We start from the raw sequence: 18,434 nt of genomic DNA on the forward strand, positions 1-18,434 counted from the left end.
TGATCGTTCTCGAATGGCCTAGGGTCGGGGTCATGGCCAGGACCAAGGAGTTCGACCCCGACACGGTGCTCGAACGGGCGCTCGACCTGTTCTGGCGGCGCGGATACGAGGCCACGTCGATGGCCGACCTGGTCGAGCATCTCGGCATCGGCCGCGCCAGCCTGTACGCCACCTTCGGTGGCAAGCACGACCTCTACCTGAAGGCCCTGGAGCGGTACGTCCAGACCCGCGACCCGAACCTCGTGGAGTTGCTGTCCCAGCCCGGTCCCGCGCTGCCGGCCGTACGCGCCCTGGTCGAGCTGTACACCGAGGACGCGATCGGCGACCGCGACCGGCGCGGCTGCATGATCGTGAACGCCGCGGCCGGGCTGCTGCCGGACGACCAGCCCGTCGCCCGGTTCGTCGAGGCCAGCTGGACCGGCCTGGAGACGGCGCTGACCTCGGCGCTGATCCGCGCCCGGGCCCAGGGGGAGATCTCCGCGGAGGCCGACCCCCGGGCGCTGGCGCGGTTCCTGCTCATCTTCCTGCAGGGGCTGCGGGTGATGGGGAAGGGCGAGGGAGGACCCGCCCGCCTCCGCGACGCCGCCGCCCAGGCGCTCACGCTGCTGCGCTGACCTCCCGGCCGACCTGTCGGCGGGAGGGTTCGTCATGTGTCTATTTTTGACCGTTCGTTCCAGTTTCATTGCGGCCGCGGCTGATCGCCGCCGCGTCGACCGACCAAGGAGTGCGGATGAGGTTCGCGGACAGGGTGGTGCTGGTCACCGGAGCGGGTTCCGGGGCGGGCAGGGCGGTCGCCCGGGGGTTCGCCCGGGAGGGCGCCGTCGTCGTGGCGGCGTCCCGGGGGCGGGAGGCACTGGAGCAGACCGTCAAGCTCATCGAGGCCGAGGGCGGCCGGGCCGCCGCGATCACGGCCGACGTGACCGACTCGTCCGACGTGGCCGGGCTCGTCCGGGAGATCGTCACCCGGTTCGGCCGGCTCGACGTCGCGGTCAACAACGCCGGGATCTTCGCGGGAGGCGCCGTCGCGGACATGCCGGAGGAGGACTGGGCGCGGGTCCTCCACGTCAACACGACGGGCGTCTTCCTCGCCATGAAGCACGAGATCGCCGCGATGCGCGCGCAGGGATCCGGAGTGATCGTGAACGTCGCCTCGAACATCGGGGCCCACGTCCGTATCGCCGGTCTCGGCGCGTACGCCGCGTCCAAGGCCGCCGTCAGCGCGCTCACCCGTACGGCGGCGCTGGAGGAGATCCGGGCGGGCATCAGGATCAACGCGGTCAGCCCGGGGCCGCTGGACACGGCGATGTCCCTGCGGCCCGGCGAGTCAGCGGCCGACCGGGCGGCCCGGCTGGCGGACGTGCTGCCGATCGGCCGGGTCGGCGGCCTCGACGAGCTCACCGGGACCGTGCTCTGGCTCGCCTCCGACGACGCCGGCTTCGCCGTGGGGCTCGACCTGGTGATCGACGGCGGCGCCTCGGCGTGACCGCCCCGCGACGGCGCGGGCGTACCGGACGGTCAGGGTGCGCAGGTGGTCGACCAGTTCCGGCGGGCCGGTGACCTCGAAGTCGAGGTCGAGCAGGCCGAGGTGGACGGCGAGGGTGTTCGGGGTGTCCGCGCCCGTGACCAGCACGCAGGTGCGGCCGTCGACGTCCTCCACGACGCCGACGGCGGGGTTGATCCGCTGGGCGACCACCTCGGCGGGGGCGTGGACGAGCACCCGGGCGTGGTGCCGCCAGGCCGCCGCCGACACGCCCCGCGCGACGTACGCCGCCGCGCCGCCCTCGGGCGGGTCCCGGGGCGGGAAGCGGGGGCCGGTGGGCGTGCGCGGCGCGACGCGGTCCACCCGGAACGTGCGCCAGTCGTCCCGGCCGGTGTCCCAGGCCACCAGATACCAGCGGCGGCCCCAGGAGACGAGCCGGTACGGCTCCACGATCCGGACGCCGGAGGAGCCGTCGTGCGCCCGGTAGTCGAAGCGCAGCCGCTCGCGGTCGCGGCAGGCCGCCGCCAGGACGCCCAGCACGGCGGGATCGATCGCCGGGCCAGGCCGGTCCGGCGGCACCGGCTCGCTGTGCGTCTGCAGGGCTCCGACCCGGCGGCGCAGGCGCGAGGGCAGCACCTGTTCGAGCTTGGCGGCGGCGCGCTCGGCCGCCTCCTCGACGCCCGCCACGCCGGCGGCGGCCCGGAGCCCGATCGCCGCGGCCACCGCCTCGTCGTCGTCCAGGAGCAGGGGCGGCATGGCGGTCCCGGCGACCAGCCGGTAGCCGCCGTCCGTCCCCCGGGTGGACTCCACCGGATAGCCGAGCTCGCGCAGCCGGTCGACGTCGCGGCGCACCGTCCGCTCGCTCACGCCGAGCCGGTCGGCCAGGGCCGCACCGGGCCAGTCGCGTCTGGCCTGGAGCAACGACAACAGGCGCAGCAGCCGCGCCGAGGTTTCCAACATGTTCTCAGTCTGACGGCACTTCCGGACAGAACCTGTCCGGAAGGGTCCGTAACGTCTTCCTCATGAGCGAGAACACGCAGATCACTCCCTTCCGCATCGACGTCCCGCAGGCCGACCTGGACGACCTGAAGGACCGGCTCGCCCGGACCCGCTGGCCCGACGAGATCCCCGGCGCGGGATGGGACTACGGCGTGCCGGTCGAGTACGTGAAGCGGCTGGCCGACTATTGGCGCGACGGGTACGACTGGCGGGCCCACGAGGCCGAGATCAACCGGTATCCCCAGTTCACCACCGAGATCGACGGGCAGAACATCCACTTCCTGCACGTCCGGTCGCCGCACGAGAACGCCCTCCCGCTGATCCTCACGCACGGCTGGCCGGGCTCGATCGCGGAGTATCTGAAGGTCGTCGAGCCGCTGACGAACCCCGAGGACCCGGCGCGGGCGTTCCACCTCGTGATCCCCTCGCTGCCCGGCTTCGGCTTCTCCGGCCCGACGAGGGAGAAGGGCTGGAACCGCTACCGTACGGCGCGGGCCTGGGCGGAGCTCATGCGCCGGCTCGGCTACGACCGGTACGGCGCGGCGGGCAACGACGGCGGGTCGTTCGTCTCGCCCGAGGTCGGCCGGGTGGATCCCGGGCACGTCGTCGGCGTCCACGTCACGCAGATCTTCTCCTTCCCCTCCGGCGACCCGGCGGAGATGGCCAATCTCAGCGACGAGGAGCGGCGGGGCCTGGAGGTGCTGCAGTGGTTCTACGAGAACAAGATGTCGTTCAACATGGTCCACTCGCAGCAGCCGCAGACGCTGTCGTACGGGCTCTTCGACTCGCCGGCCGGGCTGCTCGGCTGGAACGCCCAGTTGTTCGGTGAGGACGTCGACGACGACTTCATCCTGACCAACACGATGCTCTACTGGGCGACCGGCACCGCCACCTCGGCGACCCGGTTCTACTACGAGGACGCGCACGCCGAGCACCCGAAGGAGCCGACGACGGTCCCGCTCGGCCTGGCGATGTTCGAGGGCGACTTCGTGTCCATGCGCACCTTCGCCGAGCGCGACCACAAGAACATCGTCCACTGGAGGTCCTACGGCGAGGGCGGCCACTACGCCGCCCACCTGCGGCCGGACGTGCTCGCCGCCGACCTGCGCGACTTCTACGACGCCCTGCGATGAAGCGGCGCATATCCGGGTTCTTGACCTGATCCGGGGCGTGCGGGGGAATGCCGGTCGCCGCACGCGGAGCGGGCATCGGGAATGATGACCACATGGGGCGAGCAACGGGGCGGACGCGGACGAGATGGATTCCGCGGGCCGTCCTGGCGCTCCTCGCGGCCGCGGGCGTGGCGCTGCCGGGCACCGTGCTGACGGAAACGGCGCTGCCGGGCACGGCGGCGCGGGCCGACGACGGGGAGCGCCTGCTGTTCCGGTTCCGGGACGAGCGCATCACCGAGTCGAGCGGCCTGGCCGTCTCGCCCACCCACAAGGGCATCGTCTACACCCACAACGACAGCGGCCACCTGGCGCAGGTCTTCGCGGTCGGCCCGGACGGCCGCACCCGCGCCACCTTCACGATCGGGAACGCCGAGGCCAGGGACTGGGAGGCCATCGCGGCCTCCGTCGATCCCGCCACCGGCCGCGGGGTGCTGTGGATCGGCGACATCGGGGACAACCTCGCGGACGGCGGGAAGAACGGCTGGCCGGACGTGTCCGTCTACAAGGTCGTCGAGCCCCGGACGATGGCGGACGCGACGCTGCGGGCCGTCCGGTACCGCTTCCGCTACGCCGACGGTCCCCGCAACGCCGAAGGGCTGATGGTCAACCCCCGCACCGGCCGGCTCTACGTCGTCAGCAAGGAGTTCTCCGGGAGCGTCTACGCCGCCCCCGCGAAGCTCCGTACCGACCGGGTGAACGTCCTGCGGCGGGTCGGCGACGCGCCCCTCATGGCCACCGACGCGGCGTACGCCCCCGACGGGTCGAGCTTCGTCGTCCGCACGTACTTCTCGGCGTCCGTCTACCGCGCGCCCGGGAAACCGCTCACGGGCGTCGCGATGCCGCCGCTCGATCAGGCGGAGTCGATCGCGTACACCGGCGACGGCATGGCCCTGCTGACCGGGAGCGAGGGCGAGAGGAGCCCGGTCTACCGGGTGGCTCTGCCCGCCGTCGCACGGCCCAGCCCCTCCCCGAGCCGGGTCCGGGCCTCCGCGAGGCCGCGTGCGGTGGCCGCGCGGGGCGAGGAGGCCGAGGGGAACGGCGGGCTGGGCGTGCCGATGCCGGTGTTATGGGCGGCGGTCGCCCTGGGAGCGATCGGGGCCATCGGGTTCCTCGCCTACCGCACGGGCCGCTGAGGCCGTTCCCGCAGACCGAGGGGCCGGGCGCCGACGGCGCCCGGCCCCTCGGGGGAGCTCCGGCGGATCACGCCCGGCCGCGCGCGGCCCCGGGCGGAACTCGCCGGACTCCCGGCGCCACGGCCTCAGCCGTGCGCGTACAGGCGGTGGACGAACTCGGCGAGTTTGCTGTCGGGCAGTTCCTTGGCGAGGTCGGCCTCGCTGATCATCCCGACGATGCGATGGTTCTCGATCACCGGCATCCGCTTGATCTGGTGCTCCTCCATCTTCACGAGGGCCTCCTCGACGCTGGCGCCGGCGTCCACCCAGACCAGGCCGCGGGCGAGCTCGCTCGCCGTGGTCTGGTCGAGGTCCTTGCCCTCCGCGACGCACTTGATGACGATGTCGCGGTCGGTGATGATGCCCTTGAGCCGGTCGTCGTCCCCGCAGATGGGGAGCGCGCCGACGTTCATGTCCCGCATCATCTCCGCGGCCCTGCGCAGGCTCTCGTGCTCGCCGACGCACTCGGCGCCCTCGTGCATGACCTGGCCCGCGGTCTTGTTCACTCCCTCTGTGGTCATGGCTAACCCCCGATTCCCTCTTTTGGGGGGTTATGCCCCGTTATATCCGTGATTCACAGTCGGGGTAGGAAGTGCTCCCCGCGCAGCGCGCGCTCCACGAGCGTGATCGACTCGGCCAGCCGTACGAGGCGGGGCCCCTCCCGCCGGTAAGCGTCCAGGACGGAGGCGACCGCGTGCGGCGGCAGGTGCTCCTTGAGATCGACGGCGGCGCCGCGGTATCCCTCCCTGGCCGCCTGGATCGAGGCGCCCACCTGCTGCCGGGCCATCCGGGCGAGCGCGAGCGGATACCGGCGCAGCACGCCGTACGCGCGGTAGTCCGGCGGCACGGCGTCGAGCAGCCACGACACGGCCGACGTCTCCCAGTCGGGGCTGCCCGGCGGGCGGACCTCCGGCGGCCAGCCGGGTGGCACGTACACCCCGCAAGCATACCGAACAGAGGTTCGATCACGACGTGGCGGCTCTGGTCGCGAGACAATGACCCACATGCTGTCGACAACCTTGGCGTCATGAGAATCGGGATCGTCGGTGCCGGCATCCTCGGCCTGGCCGTGGCGCGGCGGATGGCGCGCGAGGGCGCCGAGGTGACCGTGCTGGAGAAGGAGTCCCGCGTCGCGGCCCACCAGACCGGGCACAACAGCGGGGTCGTGCACGCCGGGATCTACTACCAGCCCGGCTCGCTAAAGGCCACGCTCTGCCGGGAGGGCGTCGCGATGCTGCGCGAGTACTGCGCCGAGCACGGCCTGCCGTACGAGGAGGCGGGCAAGCTCGTGGTCGCCTCGACCCGGGCCGAACTGCCGGGGCTGCGCCGCATCGCCGAGCGGGCCAGGGAGAACGGCGTGCCCGGCGTCGCCGAACTCGACGCGATCGGCCTGCGGGAGATCGAGCCGTACGCGGCCGGGGTCGCCGCCGTCCACTCGCCGCACACCGCGATCACCGACTTCGCGGCCGTCGCGCGCCGCCTCGCCGCCGACGTGGCCGAGGCCGGCGGGTCCGTACGGCTCTCGCATCCCGTACGCGCGATCCGGCAGACCACGGACGGCGTGCTCGTGGCGGCGGGGCGGGAGAGGTTCGCCTTCGACCGGCTGATCTCCTGCGCCGGTCTCGGCACCGACCGCGTGGCGGATCTGGCGGGGGCCGGCGGCGACGTGCGCATCGTCCCCTTCCGGGGGGAGTACTACCGGCTCGCCGGACCGGCCGCGGGCCTCGTACGCGGGCTGATCTATCCCGTGCCGGACCCCCGCTACCCCTTCCTCGGCGTCCACCTGACCCGCCGGATCGACGGGGAGGTTCTGGCCGGGCCCAACGCCGTCCCGGCGCTCGCCCTGGAGGGCTACTCGTGGCGCCGCGCCTCGCTGCGCGACCTGCGCGGCATCCTGTCCTGGCCGGGCACCGGGAAGATGGCGGCCGAGCACTGGCGGACCGGCGTGCGCGAGGTGTACGGCTCACTGGTCAAGCGGGCGTTCACCGCCGCCGTCCGGCGGTACGTGCCCGCGCTGACCTCGGCCGATCTCGTCCGCACCGGATCCGGCGTGCGGGCCCAGGCGGTGACCAGGGACGGCCGGCTCCTGGACGACTTCGCGATCGACGTGCGCGGGCGGATCGTGCTGGTGCGCAACGCGCCGTCGCCGGCCGCCACGAGCAGCCTGGCCATCGCGCGGCACATCGCCTTAACGGTTCCCTTAACCTCCTAGGTCTAGAGTTCTGGCGCCATGGTCGCTGAAACTTCCGAAGCCCGGCTGCTGATCGTCGAGGACGAGCCGAACATCCTCGAACTGCTCGCGGCCAGCCTGCGCTACGCCGGGTTCGAGGTCCACACCGCCTCCGACGGCGGCGCGGCGGTCGCCGCGGCCTACCGGCACCGCCCGGACCTGATCGTGCTCGACGTCATGCTGCCCGACATGGACGGGTTCGACATCGTACGGAGGCTCCGCGGCGGCGGCACCCACACTCCCGTCGTCTTCCTCACGGCGCGGGACGCGACCGAGGACAAGATCCGAGGGCTGACGCTCGGCGGCGACGACTACGTGACCAAGCCGTTCAGCCTGGAGGAGGTCGTCGCCCGCATCCGGGCCGTGCTGCGCCGCGCCGCCGGAGACCCGCTGCCGGTCCCGCCGCGGCTGACCTTCGCCGACATCGAACTGGACGAGGAGTCCCACGAGGTCTGGCGCGGCGGCCATGTCGTGTCGCTGTCGCCCACGGAGTTCAAGCTGCTGCGTTACTTCATGGTCAACGCCGGCCGGGTGCTGTCCAAGGCGCAGATCCTCGACCACGTGTGGGACTACGACTTCCGCGGCGACGCCGGGATCGTCGAGTCGTACGTCTCGGTGCTGCGCCGCAAGCTCGACAACGCCGAGTCCAGGGCCCATCCCCGGCTCATCCACACGCTGCGCGGCGTCGGTTACGTCATGCGCACCCCACCCACCCGGCCCTGAGCCGTAGCGGGGGCAACAATTGCCAAGGATCAGGCGTGGACCATCGCGCCTTCCGGGCAGTCGTGCGATTATCGCACTATGAAAGAGCCTGGTGAGTGGGCGGACATAGGTGAGCGCGTACGCGAGTGCCGCTTGGCGGCCGACATGTCGCAGGAGCAACTCGCGGCGGCGCTCCGGCTCGACCGGACGATGATCGCAAAAATCGAACGGGGGGTACGCCGAGTAGACGCGCTAGAACTCGCCAAGCTGTCCTCGGTGCTCAAGGTGCCTTTGACCTATTTCCTCGCTCCGGCACCGCTGGTCGTGTCTCGTCGTGCGGAACTGGCCGACGACACGCTTACGGACGCGGCGCGGCAGTCCTACCGCCTGGAAGTGGCGCTTTCCGCATGGCTGGCCGATATCCGTCAAATGATCGATGTAGGAGGCTTCTCTCCTTCAGGGATAGAGCGATATCCGGTAGCGATCCAGGACGCGTCGGACGCTCGGCGAGCGGCGCTGTGGGTGAGGGATCGGCTCGACCTCGGACGTGGCCCCATCGACTCGCTCATGAGCGTGTGCGAGCGGCTGGGGCAACTGGTCGCGGTGGTCGAAGTGCCGGGCGAGGGGGCCTCACTGGTTGAGGACGATCTGGCTGTTGCGGTCGTCAGCAGGCAGGGCGACCCCGGGCGCCGCCGCGCGACCGCGGCTCATGAACTGGGGCACCTGATCGTCGGGGACGAGTACTCCACTGACATAGGCGTCCACGTTTCCCGTGACGATCGAGAGGCGGTGATCGACGCCTTCGCCGCGGAGCTGTTGATTCCGGTCGAGGTATTCGCCGCTGTTCGTCGGAGCGAAGTGGTGAGGCGTGAAGACCTGGTGAGCCTCGCCGCGCGCTTCAGAACCTCCTGGTCGTTGACCATCCGGCAAGCCGTCGAATCTGGAATCATCGACGGGAACGCTGCGAGAGAGATGCGCAGAAGGAATCCGACTCGGGCGGAATTGATGGAAGCGGTCGGGTGGGCACCGCAACCCGACCTCGAAACGGTCCGGGTGCCCCCGAGTTACGCGCATGTGGTGGTGGAATGCTTCAAGAGGTCGCTCATCACGGCTTCTCGTGCCGTCGAGCTGATGCGTGGTCAGATCGTCGCAGCCGATCTTCCGCTGCCTGATGACGCGGAACCCGATATGTGAGCCAGACCCAGCCCGCCCCCGTCTTCGTGTTCGACGCGATGTGTCTCAACCACTTCGCCCGCGCCGAACGCCTGGACGTGTTACGCGATCTCCTGGCCGGTATCACCTGTCTGACCACTCATGTGGTGCGGGAGGAGATCCGTGCAGGAGTAGAGGATCACCCGGCCCTTCAGGCCGTGCTGGACACGGATTGGCTCAACATCGCGAGGCTGGACTCCTTGGAGGAGATCAGCTGTTTCGCGAAATGGGTGCAACGCATTGGATCCTCGGACCGCAATCTGGGCGAAGCGAGCGTGTTCTCAGCGGCTGAACTGGCTCGTGGGATCGCCATAACCGACGATCGGGAAGCTGTAAGGGTGGGAAGGGCACATGGCCTGGAAGTCCATGGCACGATCTGGCTTCTCGCTCGTGCCGAAAGGGACGGGAAGCTCAACGAGGTGGCTGCCGGGAACATCGTGGATGCCTTGATCGCGACCGGGATGCGCCTGCCGTGTTCCGGTTCGACCTACGGAACCTATGTTCGCCGCATCATGAACAGGTGAGTCCAGGGCCGGGCCGCTTAGTTTCATGAACATGGCGCTGGGTCCCTGGTGGTTCAGCGGGGGGCGGGGAAGCCTTCGTCGGGGAAGGCGGTGGTCGTCGTGGGGAGGACGACCCGGTCGCCTTCGGAGAGGCCGGTGACGACCTCCACGTAGGTGTCGCCGCGTACGCCGACTCCGACCGTCCGCCGGACCTGGGCGCCGCCGTCGGCCACCGTGACCACCGCCGTGCCGTCGCTCTGGACGCGTACGGCCTGGGAGGGGACGTAGAGCGCGTCGGCCGCCTCGTCGGTGGTCACCCGGACGGTGGCGCTCTGCCCCAGCAGCAGCCGGGCCGGGCGGCTGTCGAGGTCGATGCGTACGCCGTAGCGGACGAGCCGGTCGGAGGTGGTCGCGGTCGGGTCTATGTGGGCGACCGTCCCGCTGAATTCCCGTCCCGGTTGCGTGGGCAGCGTGACGACGGCGGGCTGACCGGTCTTCAGGAAGCGGATGTCCGACTCGGTGAACAGCGCCTGCACCTGGAGGTTGTCGAGATCGCCCAGGGTGACGAAGGCGCCCGAGGTGTAGCGGGAGCCTGTGGTCCCCGCGATCGACAGCACGGTGCCGTCCGCCGGAGCCTTGATCCGGACGCCCGCGAGGGCCTCCTTGGCCTCGGCCAGTTCGGTCGTCGCCTGGCTGACCTGCGCTTCGGCCTGTGCCTCGGTGAGCCGCGCGCCGCCCTGACCAGCCTGTCCGCCTCGGCCGTCCTGCCCGGCTTGACCCGCCTGTCCGCCTCGACCGCCGGGCTGACCGCCGCCGAGGCCCGTACGTCCCTGAGTGCCGTGACCTTCCTGTCCCTGCCGGTTCTGTCCCTGACCGCCCTGGCCGGGTGCGCAGGTGCCGGAGGGACGGCCGGGGGAGGGGCTCGCCGCGGCGGACGGCTTTCCCGGCTGCCCGGGTGACTGCTCGGGTGGTGCGGTGGGCGGAATCGAGATGCTCACCTCGGGATCGGGCCCGGTCCTGCCGTCGTGTCCGGGGTTCGGGCGGTGCGTCCGCGTCGGATGCGGATGCGGGTGCGGGTGCCGGCTGGGCGAGGACGTTGGCTTGGGTTCGGGCCTGGGTTCGGGCTTGGGTTCGGAACCGCCCCCCTGGTACGACACGAGCATGCTGCTCGCGGTGCCCGTCGTTCCGTCGCCCGCGTAGATCTCAGTGTCTTGGCTGATCGCGAGGGCGGTGCTCGTGCCGCCGGTCGGCGCGTACGCCGCGAGCAGGGCCGCGGCGGGCGCGGGCACCCGGGCCACATCCCAGGAGGAAACGGCCCGTGCCGCGGTGCCGGACGAGGGCCGGGCGGACGGGCGGGCCGTGGGACGCGGAGACGGCTGCGCGGTCGGGTGCGCCGAAGGGTGGGCGGAGGGCGTCGGGCAGGTGGCCTGGCCGCCGCCGGAACCTGCCCGCCCGGCTGATCCGGCGCCCGCCCCGGTTGCCCCTGCGCCGGTTGCCCCTGCGCCAGTTGTGCCCGGGCCCGAGCGACCGCTGGGGGTGCCGGTATTCGATCCGGCGGCGCCGGCTCCCGCTCCACTTCCCGTCCCGGTGCCGCGGGCGGATCCGGCCGCGGCGGTTCCCGCACCGGCGCCGCCTGAAGACGTGGCGGTGCCGTTCCCGACGTCGTCGAGGGTCTCGCGGGCGGCGGCGAGGGCGGCCTTGGCGGCCTCGTAGTCCTCCCGGGCGATGGTGTCGTCGATCCGGGCGAGGACCCTGCCCCGGCGGACCTTCTCTCCCACCTTGACGTAGACCTTCTCGACCACGCCCTCCGCCCCGAAGGCGAGATCGCGCACCCCCGTGTCGACGGTGTTGCCCGCGGCCGAGACGTACGCCGTGACCGTGCCCCGCCTGACCGAGGCGAGCGACATCCGGCCGGCGTCGGAGGGATCGCCGCCGGTGGCGGAGATCACGGCGACGCTCGCGATGACGATCCCCGCCAGCGCGAGCCCTCCGACGCGGTATGGAGCACTCGATCTCATGGCGGTCATCCTGCTGGCGCCACGTCACCGATGGCTTGGCCCTACCTGAAAGTTGTCTGTGTATGCGGACTGTCAGCAAACCCTCAGCATCGGCCGAGGTTGCCCGAAGCGGGGTTTGCCAGGGTTCCACATCGTGAAGCTGTCGACGAAGCGCCGGACGCTGGTCATCAACGGCGTCCTGGTGGTGCTGCTGCTCGGCGGGATCGCCGCGGCCTGGGCGTCACTGGGAGGCGACTCCTCCGCCGGGGCCGCGCCGCTGACGACCCGGGTGACCCGCGGCACCGTGCTCGCGTCGGTGTCGGCGTCCGGTTCCGTCGAGAGCGCCCGGACCCGGGCGCTCTCGTTCGGCACGAACGGTACGGTGGAGGCCGTGCTGGTCGAGACCGGCGACAAGGTCAAGAAGGGCCAGGTGCTCGCCCGTCTCGATGACACGGCGGCCCGGGAGAGCCTGGAGGCGGCCAAGGCGAGCCTGGACGCCGCCGACGACGCCGACACCTCGACGGCCTCGGGCTACTCGCAGTACATCAGCGCGAGGAACGCCTACCGGTCGGCGAAGCGGGCGCTGGCGGGAACGGTGCTCAAGGCGCCGTTCGCGGGGATCGTCACCGCGGTCAACGGCGCGGAAGGCGGGTCCTCGGGCGGGTCCGGCGGATCCTCCTCCCAAACCGGGCAGGGACAGTCCCAGTCCCAGTCACAGGGCGGGTCCGCCGGTTTCGTCGAGATCGCCGACCCCGCGCGGCTGCGGATCGTGGGCGACTTCACCGAGGCAGACGTCACCAGGATCAGGACCGGCCAGACGGCGACGGTGACCTTCGACGCCCTCACCGGGGTGACGGCCGCCGGCAAGGTGTCCGTGATCGACCCGCAGCCGCAGACGAACAACAACGTCGTCCAGTACGCGGTGACGGTCACGTTGACCGGCGTCCCCTCCTCCGTACGGCTCGGGCAGACGGCCACGGTCCAGGTGACGGTGGGCAAGGCGGACGACGTGCTCACGGTGGCGTCCTCGGCGGTCACCACGGCGGGCGGCCAGTCGCTGGTGACCGTGCTGGAGAACGGCAGGCAGGTGGTGAGGCGGGTGGAGGCGGGCCTGAAGGGCGACACGACCACCGAGATCAAGTCGGGGCTCCAGGAGGGCGACCAGGTGGTCCGGCCCCAGGCCACGACCACCGGCGGAGGCGGCGGCATCCAGTTCCCGGGCGGTGGAGGCGGATTCGGCCGCGGCTTCGGCGGCGGCGCGGGTGGCGCGAACAGGGGCGGGGGCGGCCGATGAACCCCACCCCGCCGCCCGTGCTCGTCCTCGGCCAGGTCACCAAGGTGTACGGCGAGGGCGAGACCGCGGTGCGCGCGCTGCGCGGGGTGTCGCTCACGGTCGAGCGCGGCGACTACGTGGCGATCATGGGGGCCTCGGGGTCCGGCAAGTCGACGCTGATGAACATCATCGGCTGCCTTGACGTGCCGACCGGCGGCACCTATCACCTGGACGGCACCGACGTCGGTGCCCTGGACGAGCGGCGGCTGGCGATCGTCCGTAACCGGAAGGTGGGGTTCGTCTTCCAGTCGTTCAACCTGATCCCCCGGATGAGCGCGCTCGCCAACGTCGAACTGCCCCTGGCGTACGGCGGGGTCCACGCCGCGGAGCGGCGCCGCCGGGCGCTGGCCGCGCTCGACCGTGTGGGGCTCGCCGACCGGGTCCACCACCAGCCCAACGAACTGTCCGGCGGCCAGCAGCAGCGGGTGGCGGTGGCCCGCGCGCTCGTCACCGCGCCGACCCTGCTGCTCGCGGACGAGCCCACGGGGGCCCTCGACAGCACGTCCAGCGGAGACATCATGAGCATCTTCGACCGGCTGAGCGCGAGCGGCCGGACCCTCGTCCTCATCACGCACGAGGAGGAGGTCGCCGCCCACGCCAAGCGGGTCGTCCGCCTCATGGACGGCCGGATCGTGGACGACGTGCGCACCACCCCGGTGGGCGGCCTGCCTCCGCGGCTCGCCGGGGTGGTCTCGTGAACGCCGCGGAGGTCCTGCGCTTCGCGCTGCGCGGCCTGGCCGCCAACAGGATGCGCAGCGCGCTCACCATGCTCGGCATCCTGATCGGCGTCGCCGCGGTGATCCTGCTGGTCGCGGTGGGCGAGGGGTCCTCCCGGCAGATCCAGCAGAACATCCAGCGGCTCGGGGCGAACTCGCTGACCATCACGCCCTCGACCTCGGGTGGCGGAGGGGGGCCCGGCGGAGGGTTCGCCCGGCTCCTCGGCGGCGGAGCTGGAGGCGGGGGAGGCGGCGGCCAGGGCGCGCGGCAGAACACCGGCCCCCGCACCCAGGCCAGGGACCTGACCCTGGACGACGCGCGGGCGCTGGCCGACCCGGCGAACGCCCCGTCCGTCAAGAGCGTCTCGCCGGTCGTGACCGCCCAGTCCCAGACGGCGACGTACGAGGGGGCGAGCCACTCGATCGGGCAGCTCGTCGGCACCTATCCGAGCTATTTCGAGACGTCCAACAAGCCGGTCGTCAAGGGCGCCTACTTCTACAACGACGACGTGCTCGCCGCCCGGAAGGTCGTGGTCATCGGGCACACGGTGGCCGAGGACCTGTTCGGCGCGGTCGATCCGGTCGGCCGGCAGATCACCGTGTCCGGCGTGCCCTTCACGGTCGTGGGCGTGCTCAAGGAGGCCGGCTCGTCGGGGTTCCAGGACGCCGACGACCTGGCGATCGCCCCGCTGCCCGCCGTACAGCAGAGCCTGACGGGGTTCGGGCCGCTGGGACAGATCTTCGTGCAGGCGAAGAGCGCCGAGACGGTGGACGCGGCGCAGAGCGAGGTCGCCGGGGTGCTCGACCAGCGGCACGGGATCACGAACGCGGCGAGCGCCGACTACCGCATCCTCAACCAGGCGACCCTGCAGGAGACGGTCAGCGCGGCGACCGCGACGTTCACGGTCCTGCTCGGCGCGGTGGCGGCGATCAGCCTGCTCGTCGGCGGAATCGGCATCACCAACATCATGCTCGTCACGGTCACCGAGCGGACCCGGGAGATCGGCATCCGGAAGGCGATCGGCGCGCCCAGGGGGGCGATACTGGGACAGTTCCTCGCCGAGGCGACGATGCTCAGCCTGGTCGGCGGCCTGCTGGGCGTGCTGATCGCGGTCGTCGGCGCACAGTTCACGATCGCGGGCGTACGGCCGGTCATCGTCCCGGCCTCGATCGCGCTGGCGCTGGGCGTGTCGGTCGCGATCGGCCTGTTCTTCGGCAGCTATCCCGCCAACCGCGCCGCCGGACTGCGGCCGATCGAGGCCCTGCGCTTCGAATGACCCGGGCCCCCAATCCACAACCCGAGCCGCGGACCCACAGAAGGGAGACGGATGTGAGCAGACACGACACAGAGGAGCTTCTGGAGAGCTCGCCGTTCGGCGACGACCTCCAGGAGGTGCTGGCGGCGCATCCGGCGCGGGCGGGCGCGTCCAGGGTGACCCTGGCCCTGGCCGGAGGCGTCCTGCTGGTGGCCGGGCTGCTCCTCGGCATCCAGGCGCACAAGCTCTTCGGCGGTTCCGCGGCGGGACCGGGCCGCGCCGCCGGGGCGGGAGCGTACGGCGGCGGCCAGGGCCCCGCCGGTGTTCAGGCCGGCCAGGGCGCCGCCGGAGGCGGGTACGCGCGAGGCGGAGCCTTCGGCGGTGCGGGCGGGGGCACGGGCAGGGGCGCCGGAGCTGGAAACGGAGGCGGAGGCGGTGCGGGTGGCATGACCTTCGGCACCGTCAAACTGGTCGACGGCGACAAGATCTACGTCGAGACCATGAGCGGTGGGGTGGTCACGGTCACCACCTCCCGGGACACCCGCGTCCAGGTGACCCGGGCGGGCAAGATCGCGGACATCGAGCCGGGCAGCTTCGTCACCGTCGCGGGGACCGCCGACGCGGAGGGGCAGGTGGCGGCCACGTCCGTCACCCAGGGCTCGCCCGCCGGCAGGAGGGCGGGCTCGTGACCACCGAGGGTCGTCTGCTGGTCGTCGACGACGAGCCCGACATCAGGGAGCTTCTGTCCGCGAGCCTGCGGTACGCCGGATTCGAGGTGATCACGGCGGCGACGGGGCGTGAGGCGGTGGAGCTCGCCGGACAGGCGCGCCCGGATCTGGTGGTGCTCGACGTCATGCTGCCCGACCTGGATGGTTTCGCCGTCTCCGACCGGCTCCGCCAGACGGGGCGGCGGATCCCCGTGCTGTTCCTCACCGCGAGGGACGCCGCCGAGGACAAGCTCGCCGGTCTCGGCCGCGGCGACGACTACGTGACCAAGCCGTTCAGCCTGGAGGAGGTGCTCGCCCGGATCCGGGCGGTGCTGCGCCGCACCCGTTCGGGCGAGCCGCTCCCCGCCCGGCTGTGCGTCGCCGACCTGGAGCTCGACGAGGAATCGCACCAGGTGTGGCGCCGCGGCGCGCCGGTGCGGCTCTCGCCCACCGAGTTCAAGCTGCTGCACTACTTCATGGCGAACCAGGGCCGGGTGCTGTCGAAAACGCAGATCCTCGACCACGTCTGGCGCTACGACTTCGGCGGGGACCGCAACGTCGTCGAGTCGTACGTCTCCTATCTGCGGCGCAAGGTGGACGCGGTCGAGCCGAAGCTGATCCACACTCTGCGCGGTGTCGGCTATGTCCTCCGTGCGCCGCGTGCGTGAGCGGCTCCGCGCCATGACCGGGGCAGGCCGAAGGCTGCGCCTGCTCGGCGTCCGCGAGCTTCGGCGGCGGGCCGCGCGGACCCCGCTGTGGCTGCGGCTCGTCGCGGGGACGCTGCTGCTCGTGACGCTCGCGATCGCGCTGACCGGCGGTTTCGCCGTACAGCTCCTGCGCGGTTATCTGGTGGACCGGGTCGACGCGCAGCTCTCGGCGTTCGCCCGGCGCCCGTCGGAGCCGCCTTCCGTGTCGCGGCCGAGAGACCCGGACACGGAGACGTTCTCACGGCCGCCGAGGCAGTTCGGCTTCTTCTACATCGTCCTGCTCGACAACGACGGCAGGCTGCTGCACACGGTGCAGGAGCCGCCGAACTCCGATCCGCCCGTGCTGCCCAAGCCCAGGGCGGACCGCGGGCAGTGGCTGTTCACGGTCGAGTCCCCCTCCGGGGACCGGTGGCGGGGGATCGTCGTGCGCGAGGAGCGGCGCGCCCGCTTCCGCGTCGCGGCGGTGAGTCTCGCCGACATCGACGGCACGGTCTCCCGGCTCGCGATGATCGTCACCGGGGTGGGTCTCGCCGTGGTCGTCGCGCTCGGGGTCGCCTGCTACTGGCTCGTACGGCACAGCCTGCGCCCGCTCGGGGAGATCGAGCGGACGGCGGAGGCCATCGCGGCGGGCGACCTGTCGCGGCGTGTCCCGCTCCGCCACCGGCGTACCGAGATGGGCAGGCTCGGCCGGTCCATCAACGGGATGCTCACCCAGATCGAGACGGCGTTCCGGGAGCGGGAGGCGTCGCAGGAGCGGATGCGCCGCTTCATGGCCGACGCCTCCCACGAACTGCGTACGCCGCTGACCTCGATCCGGGGCTACGCCGAGCTGTACCGGCAGCAGCGGTCGCAGGATCCCGAGACGCTGCTGCGCCGCATCGAGGACCAGGCCGTACGGATGGGCCTGCTGGTGGACGACCTGCTGCTGCTCGCGCGGCTCGACCAGCAGCGCCCGCTCGAACGCCGCCCGGTGGACGTGCTCAGCCTCGCGGCGGGGGCGGTGCTGGACGCGCAGACCCTCGCGCCGGACCGGGAGATCGACCTGCTCCGGCTGGACGGGTCGGACGGGCCGGTGCGGGTGCTCGGCGACGAGGCGCGGCTGCGGCAGGTCGTCGGCAACCTGGTGAGCAACGTCCTGCGCCACACGCCCGACGGCACCGCCTTCCGCGTCGGAGTGGGCAACCTGCCCGGCCCGTTCGCGATGATCGAGGTGGCCGACGACGGGCCCGGTCTCGCGCCCGGCGACGCCGGCCGCGTCTTCGAGAGGTTCTACCGCGCCGACCCCGCCCGCAGCCGGTCCGACTCCGGCGGAACGGGACTGGGGCTGTCCATCGCCGCCGCCCTCGTGCAGGCGCACGGCGGCACCATCACGGCGGACAGCGAACCCGGGCGCGGCGCCGTGTTCCGCATCCGCATCCCCGCCTGCCCACCCGTCGAGAAAGGCTGACAGATGCCAGGCACTTCGAGATCCGCCTTACGTCGTCCGTACGCCGCGGTGGTCGCGGTGCTCCTCACGGCCACGGTGGCCGGCTGCGGTGGTGGAGACGCCGGCGCCGGTGGTGCTGCGGCCGGTGGTGGCGCGGGTGGCGGTGCTGCGGCCGGTGGCGCGAGTGGCGGCGGCGCGGGTGGCAGCGGTGGTGCGGGCGGTGCCGCGACCGCCGGCCGGGCCGCGGGCGCCGGCTCCCTGGCGGCGTTCGCCGAGTGCATGCGCCAGAACGGCGTCGCGCTGCCGAGCGGCCGCCCCTCCGCGTGGCCCAGCGGCAGGCCCACCGCGTGGCCCACCGCGTGGCCCAGCGGGCGGCCCACCGCGTGGCCCAGCGGAAGGCCCTCCGACTGGCCCAGCGGCAGGCCGGGCGGGGGCTTCGGCGGGTTCCGCTCGATGGACCCGGCGACGCGGAAGGCGTTCGAGGCGTGCCGCTCGCTGATGCCGCAGGGCGGCCAGGGCGGCTTCGGCCGGCGCGGTGGAGATCCCCAGGCCCTGCAGGCGTTCCGCACCTGCATGAAGGACAACGGCGCCGAGATCTCCGGCGCGGTCCGCGTCCGTGACCTCGCGACGGCGGACCCCAAGGCCGCCAAGGCGTACGAGAAGTGCAGGGTGCTGCTGCCCGCCGCCACGCCCACCCCCGCCCCCGGCTCCTGACGACCCGCGCGCTGTCACCGCTCCCGCCCCCGGCGCCGGCGAAACGGGCCTGCCGCCGCTCCAGCCCCGGCCCCGGCGGCTGATTCGAGGGCCTTCCCCGGGGAAGGT

At 72.2% G+C, this 18,434-nt stretch carries 18 protein-coding genes and 1 pseudogene; 15 read left to right on the top strand and 4 right to left on the bottom strand.

The window, feature by feature from the left end; all coding sequences use genetic code 11:
* The first annotated feature begins 32 nt into the window (after positions 1 to 32).
* Both HHX37_RS21670 and HHX37_RS21675 read left to right on the top strand, forming a co-directional pair.
* Positions 33 to 614, top strand: a complete 582-nt coding sequence (locus HHX37_RS21670) for a TetR/AcrR family transcriptional regulator (protein WP_182886545.1) — start codon at positions 33 to 35, stop codon at positions 612 to 614.
* A gap of 116 nt (positions 615 to 730) precedes the next feature.
* Entirely contained in the window at positions 731 to 1,483 is a 753-nt protein-coding gene (locus tag HHX37_RS21675; protein ID WP_182886546.1) for an SDR family NAD(P)-dependent oxidoreductase, read from the top strand.
* A 6-nt stretch (positions 1,484 to 1,489) separates the two neighbouring features.
* Here the strand turns inward: HHX37_RS21675 and HHX37_RS21680 are convergent.
* A pseudogene (locus HHX37_RS21680) lies at positions 1,490 to 2,440 on the bottom strand (helix-turn-helix transcriptional regulator); the annotation flags it as partial.
* A gap of 62 nt (positions 2,441 to 2,502) precedes the next feature.
* Here HHX37_RS21680 and HHX37_RS21685 point away from each other — a divergent pair.
* Positions 2,503 to 3,612 carry an epoxide hydrolase family protein gene (locus HHX37_RS21685; RefSeq protein ID WP_182877768.1) on the top strand — a complete coding sequence of 370 codons (1,110 nt, stop codon included), beginning with the start codon at positions 2,503 to 2,505 and terminating at the stop codon, positions 3,610 to 3,612.
* 92 nt (positions 3,613 to 3,704) lie between these two features.
* Positions 3,705 to 4,784, top strand: a complete 1,080-nt coding sequence (locus HHX37_RS21690; protein ID WP_259406652.1) for a hypothetical protein — start codon at positions 3,705 to 3,707, stop codon at positions 4,782 to 4,784.
* Between the two features lie 125 nt (positions 4,785 to 4,909).
* On the opposite strand, the gene HHX37_RS21695 is transcribed toward HHX37_RS21690, so the two are convergent.
* Both HHX37_RS21695 and HHX37_RS21700 read right to left on the bottom strand, forming a co-directional pair.
* Complete coding sequence (locus HHX37_RS21695; RefSeq protein WP_182877770.1) at positions 4,910 to 5,344, bottom strand: CBS domain-containing protein; 435 nt, start codon at positions 5,342 to 5,344, stop codon at positions 4,910 to 4,912.
* A 53-nt stretch (positions 5,345 to 5,397) separates the two neighbouring features.
* Positions 5,398 to 5,760, bottom strand: a complete 363-nt coding sequence (locus HHX37_RS21700) for a hypothetical protein (protein ID WP_117408357.1) — start codon at positions 5,758 to 5,760, stop codon at positions 5,398 to 5,400.
* 90 nt (positions 5,761 to 5,850) lie between these two features.
* Between HHX37_RS21700 and lhgO the strand changes: the two genes are divergently transcribed.
* The 4 genes from lhgO (at position 5,851) to HHX37_RS21720 (ending at position 9,491) form a co-directional block, all read left to right on the top strand.
* Positions 5,851 to 7,035 carry an L-2-hydroxyglutarate oxidase gene (gene lhgO, locus HHX37_RS21705; protein WP_182886547.1) on the top strand — a complete coding sequence of 395 codons (1,185 nt, stop codon included), beginning with the start codon at positions 5,851 to 5,853 and terminating at the stop codon, positions 7,033 to 7,035.
* A gap of 18 nt (positions 7,036 to 7,053) precedes the next feature.
* Positions 7,054 to 7,776: a response regulator transcription factor gene (locus tag HHX37_RS21710; RefSeq protein ID WP_117408355.1), complete on the top strand. Its 723-nt coding sequence runs from the start codon at positions 7,054 to 7,056 to the stop codon at positions 7,774 to 7,776.
* Positions 7,777 to 7,854: 78 nt separating this feature from the next.
* Entirely contained in the window at positions 7,855 to 8,949 is a 1,095-nt protein-coding gene (locus HHX37_RS21715; protein ID WP_182886548.1) for a helix-turn-helix domain-containing protein, read from the top strand.
* Positions 8,946 to 9,491, top strand: a complete 546-nt coding sequence (locus tag HHX37_RS21720) for a hypothetical protein (RefSeq protein ID WP_182883571.1) — start codon at positions 8,946 to 8,948, stop codon at positions 9,489 to 9,491. The genes HHX37_RS21715 and HHX37_RS21720 overlap by 4 nt, the downstream gene beginning before the upstream one ends.
* 53 nt (positions 9,492 to 9,544) lie before the next feature.
* Here the strand turns inward: HHX37_RS21720 and HHX37_RS21725 are convergent, their stop codons facing one another.
* A complete protein-coding gene (locus HHX37_RS21725) occupies positions 9,545 to 11,488 on the bottom strand; it encodes an efflux RND transporter periplasmic adaptor subunit (RefSeq protein ID WP_182886549.1) in 1,944 nt (647 codons plus the stop codon).
* A gap of 133 nt (positions 11,489 to 11,621) precedes the next feature.
* Here HHX37_RS21725 and HHX37_RS21730 point away from each other — a divergent pair, with 133 nt between their 5' ends.
* Genes HHX37_RS21730 through HHX37_RS37835 form a run of 7 tightly spaced genes read left to right on the top strand, consistent with a single transcriptional unit; the run spans position 11,622 to position 18,326 of the window.
* Positions 11,622 to 12,761, top strand: a complete 1,140-nt coding sequence (locus tag HHX37_RS21730; RefSeq protein WP_182886550.1) for an efflux RND transporter periplasmic adaptor subunit — start codon at positions 11,622 to 11,624, stop codon at positions 12,759 to 12,761.
* Positions 12,758 to 13,498 (top strand): ABC transporter ATP-binding protein, encoded by a 741-nt coding sequence (locus HHX37_RS21735; RefSeq protein ID WP_182886551.1) that lies wholly within the window; start codon positions 12,758 to 12,760, stop codon positions 13,496 to 13,498. The genes HHX37_RS21730 and HHX37_RS21735 overlap by 4 nt, the downstream gene beginning before the upstream one ends.
* Positions 13,495 to 14,793 carry an ABC transporter permease gene (locus HHX37_RS21740; RefSeq protein WP_182886552.1) on the top strand — a complete coding sequence of 433 codons (1,299 nt, stop codon included), beginning with the start codon at positions 13,495 to 13,497 and terminating at the stop codon, positions 14,791 to 14,793. Before HHX37_RS21735 ends, HHX37_RS21740 begins: the two co-directional genes overlap by 4 nt.
* A gap of 53 nt (positions 14,794 to 14,846) precedes the next feature.
* On the top strand, positions 14,847 to 15,461 hold the full coding sequence (locus HHX37_RS21745; protein WP_182883566.1) for a hypothetical protein: 615 nt from the start codon (positions 14,847 to 14,849) through the stop codon (positions 15,459 to 15,461).
* Complete coding sequence (locus HHX37_RS21750; RefSeq protein ID WP_182886553.1) at positions 15,458 to 16,147, top strand: response regulator transcription factor; 690 nt, start codon at positions 15,458 to 15,460, stop codon at positions 16,145 to 16,147. Before HHX37_RS21745 ends, HHX37_RS21750 begins: the two co-directional genes overlap by 4 nt.
* Positions 16,122 to 17,633 (top strand): sensor histidine kinase, encoded by a 1,512-nt coding sequence (locus HHX37_RS21755; protein WP_259406653.1) that lies wholly within the window; start codon positions 16,122 to 16,124, stop codon positions 17,631 to 17,633. Before HHX37_RS21750 ends, HHX37_RS21755 begins: the two co-directional genes overlap by 26 nt.
* A 3-nt stretch (positions 17,634 to 17,636) precedes the next feature.
* On the top strand, positions 17,637 to 18,326 hold the full coding sequence (locus tag HHX37_RS37835; protein WP_220503044.1) for a PT domain-containing protein: 690 nt from the start codon (positions 17,637 to 17,639) through the stop codon (positions 18,324 to 18,326).
* Positions 18,327 to 18,434 lie beyond the last annotated feature (108 nt).

Source organism: Microbispora sp. H10885 (genome assembly GCF_014161415.1).
GTDB classification, from domain to species: domain Bacteria; phylum Actinomycetota; class Actinomycetes; order Streptosporangiales; family Streptosporangiaceae; genus Microbispora; species Microbispora triticiradicis.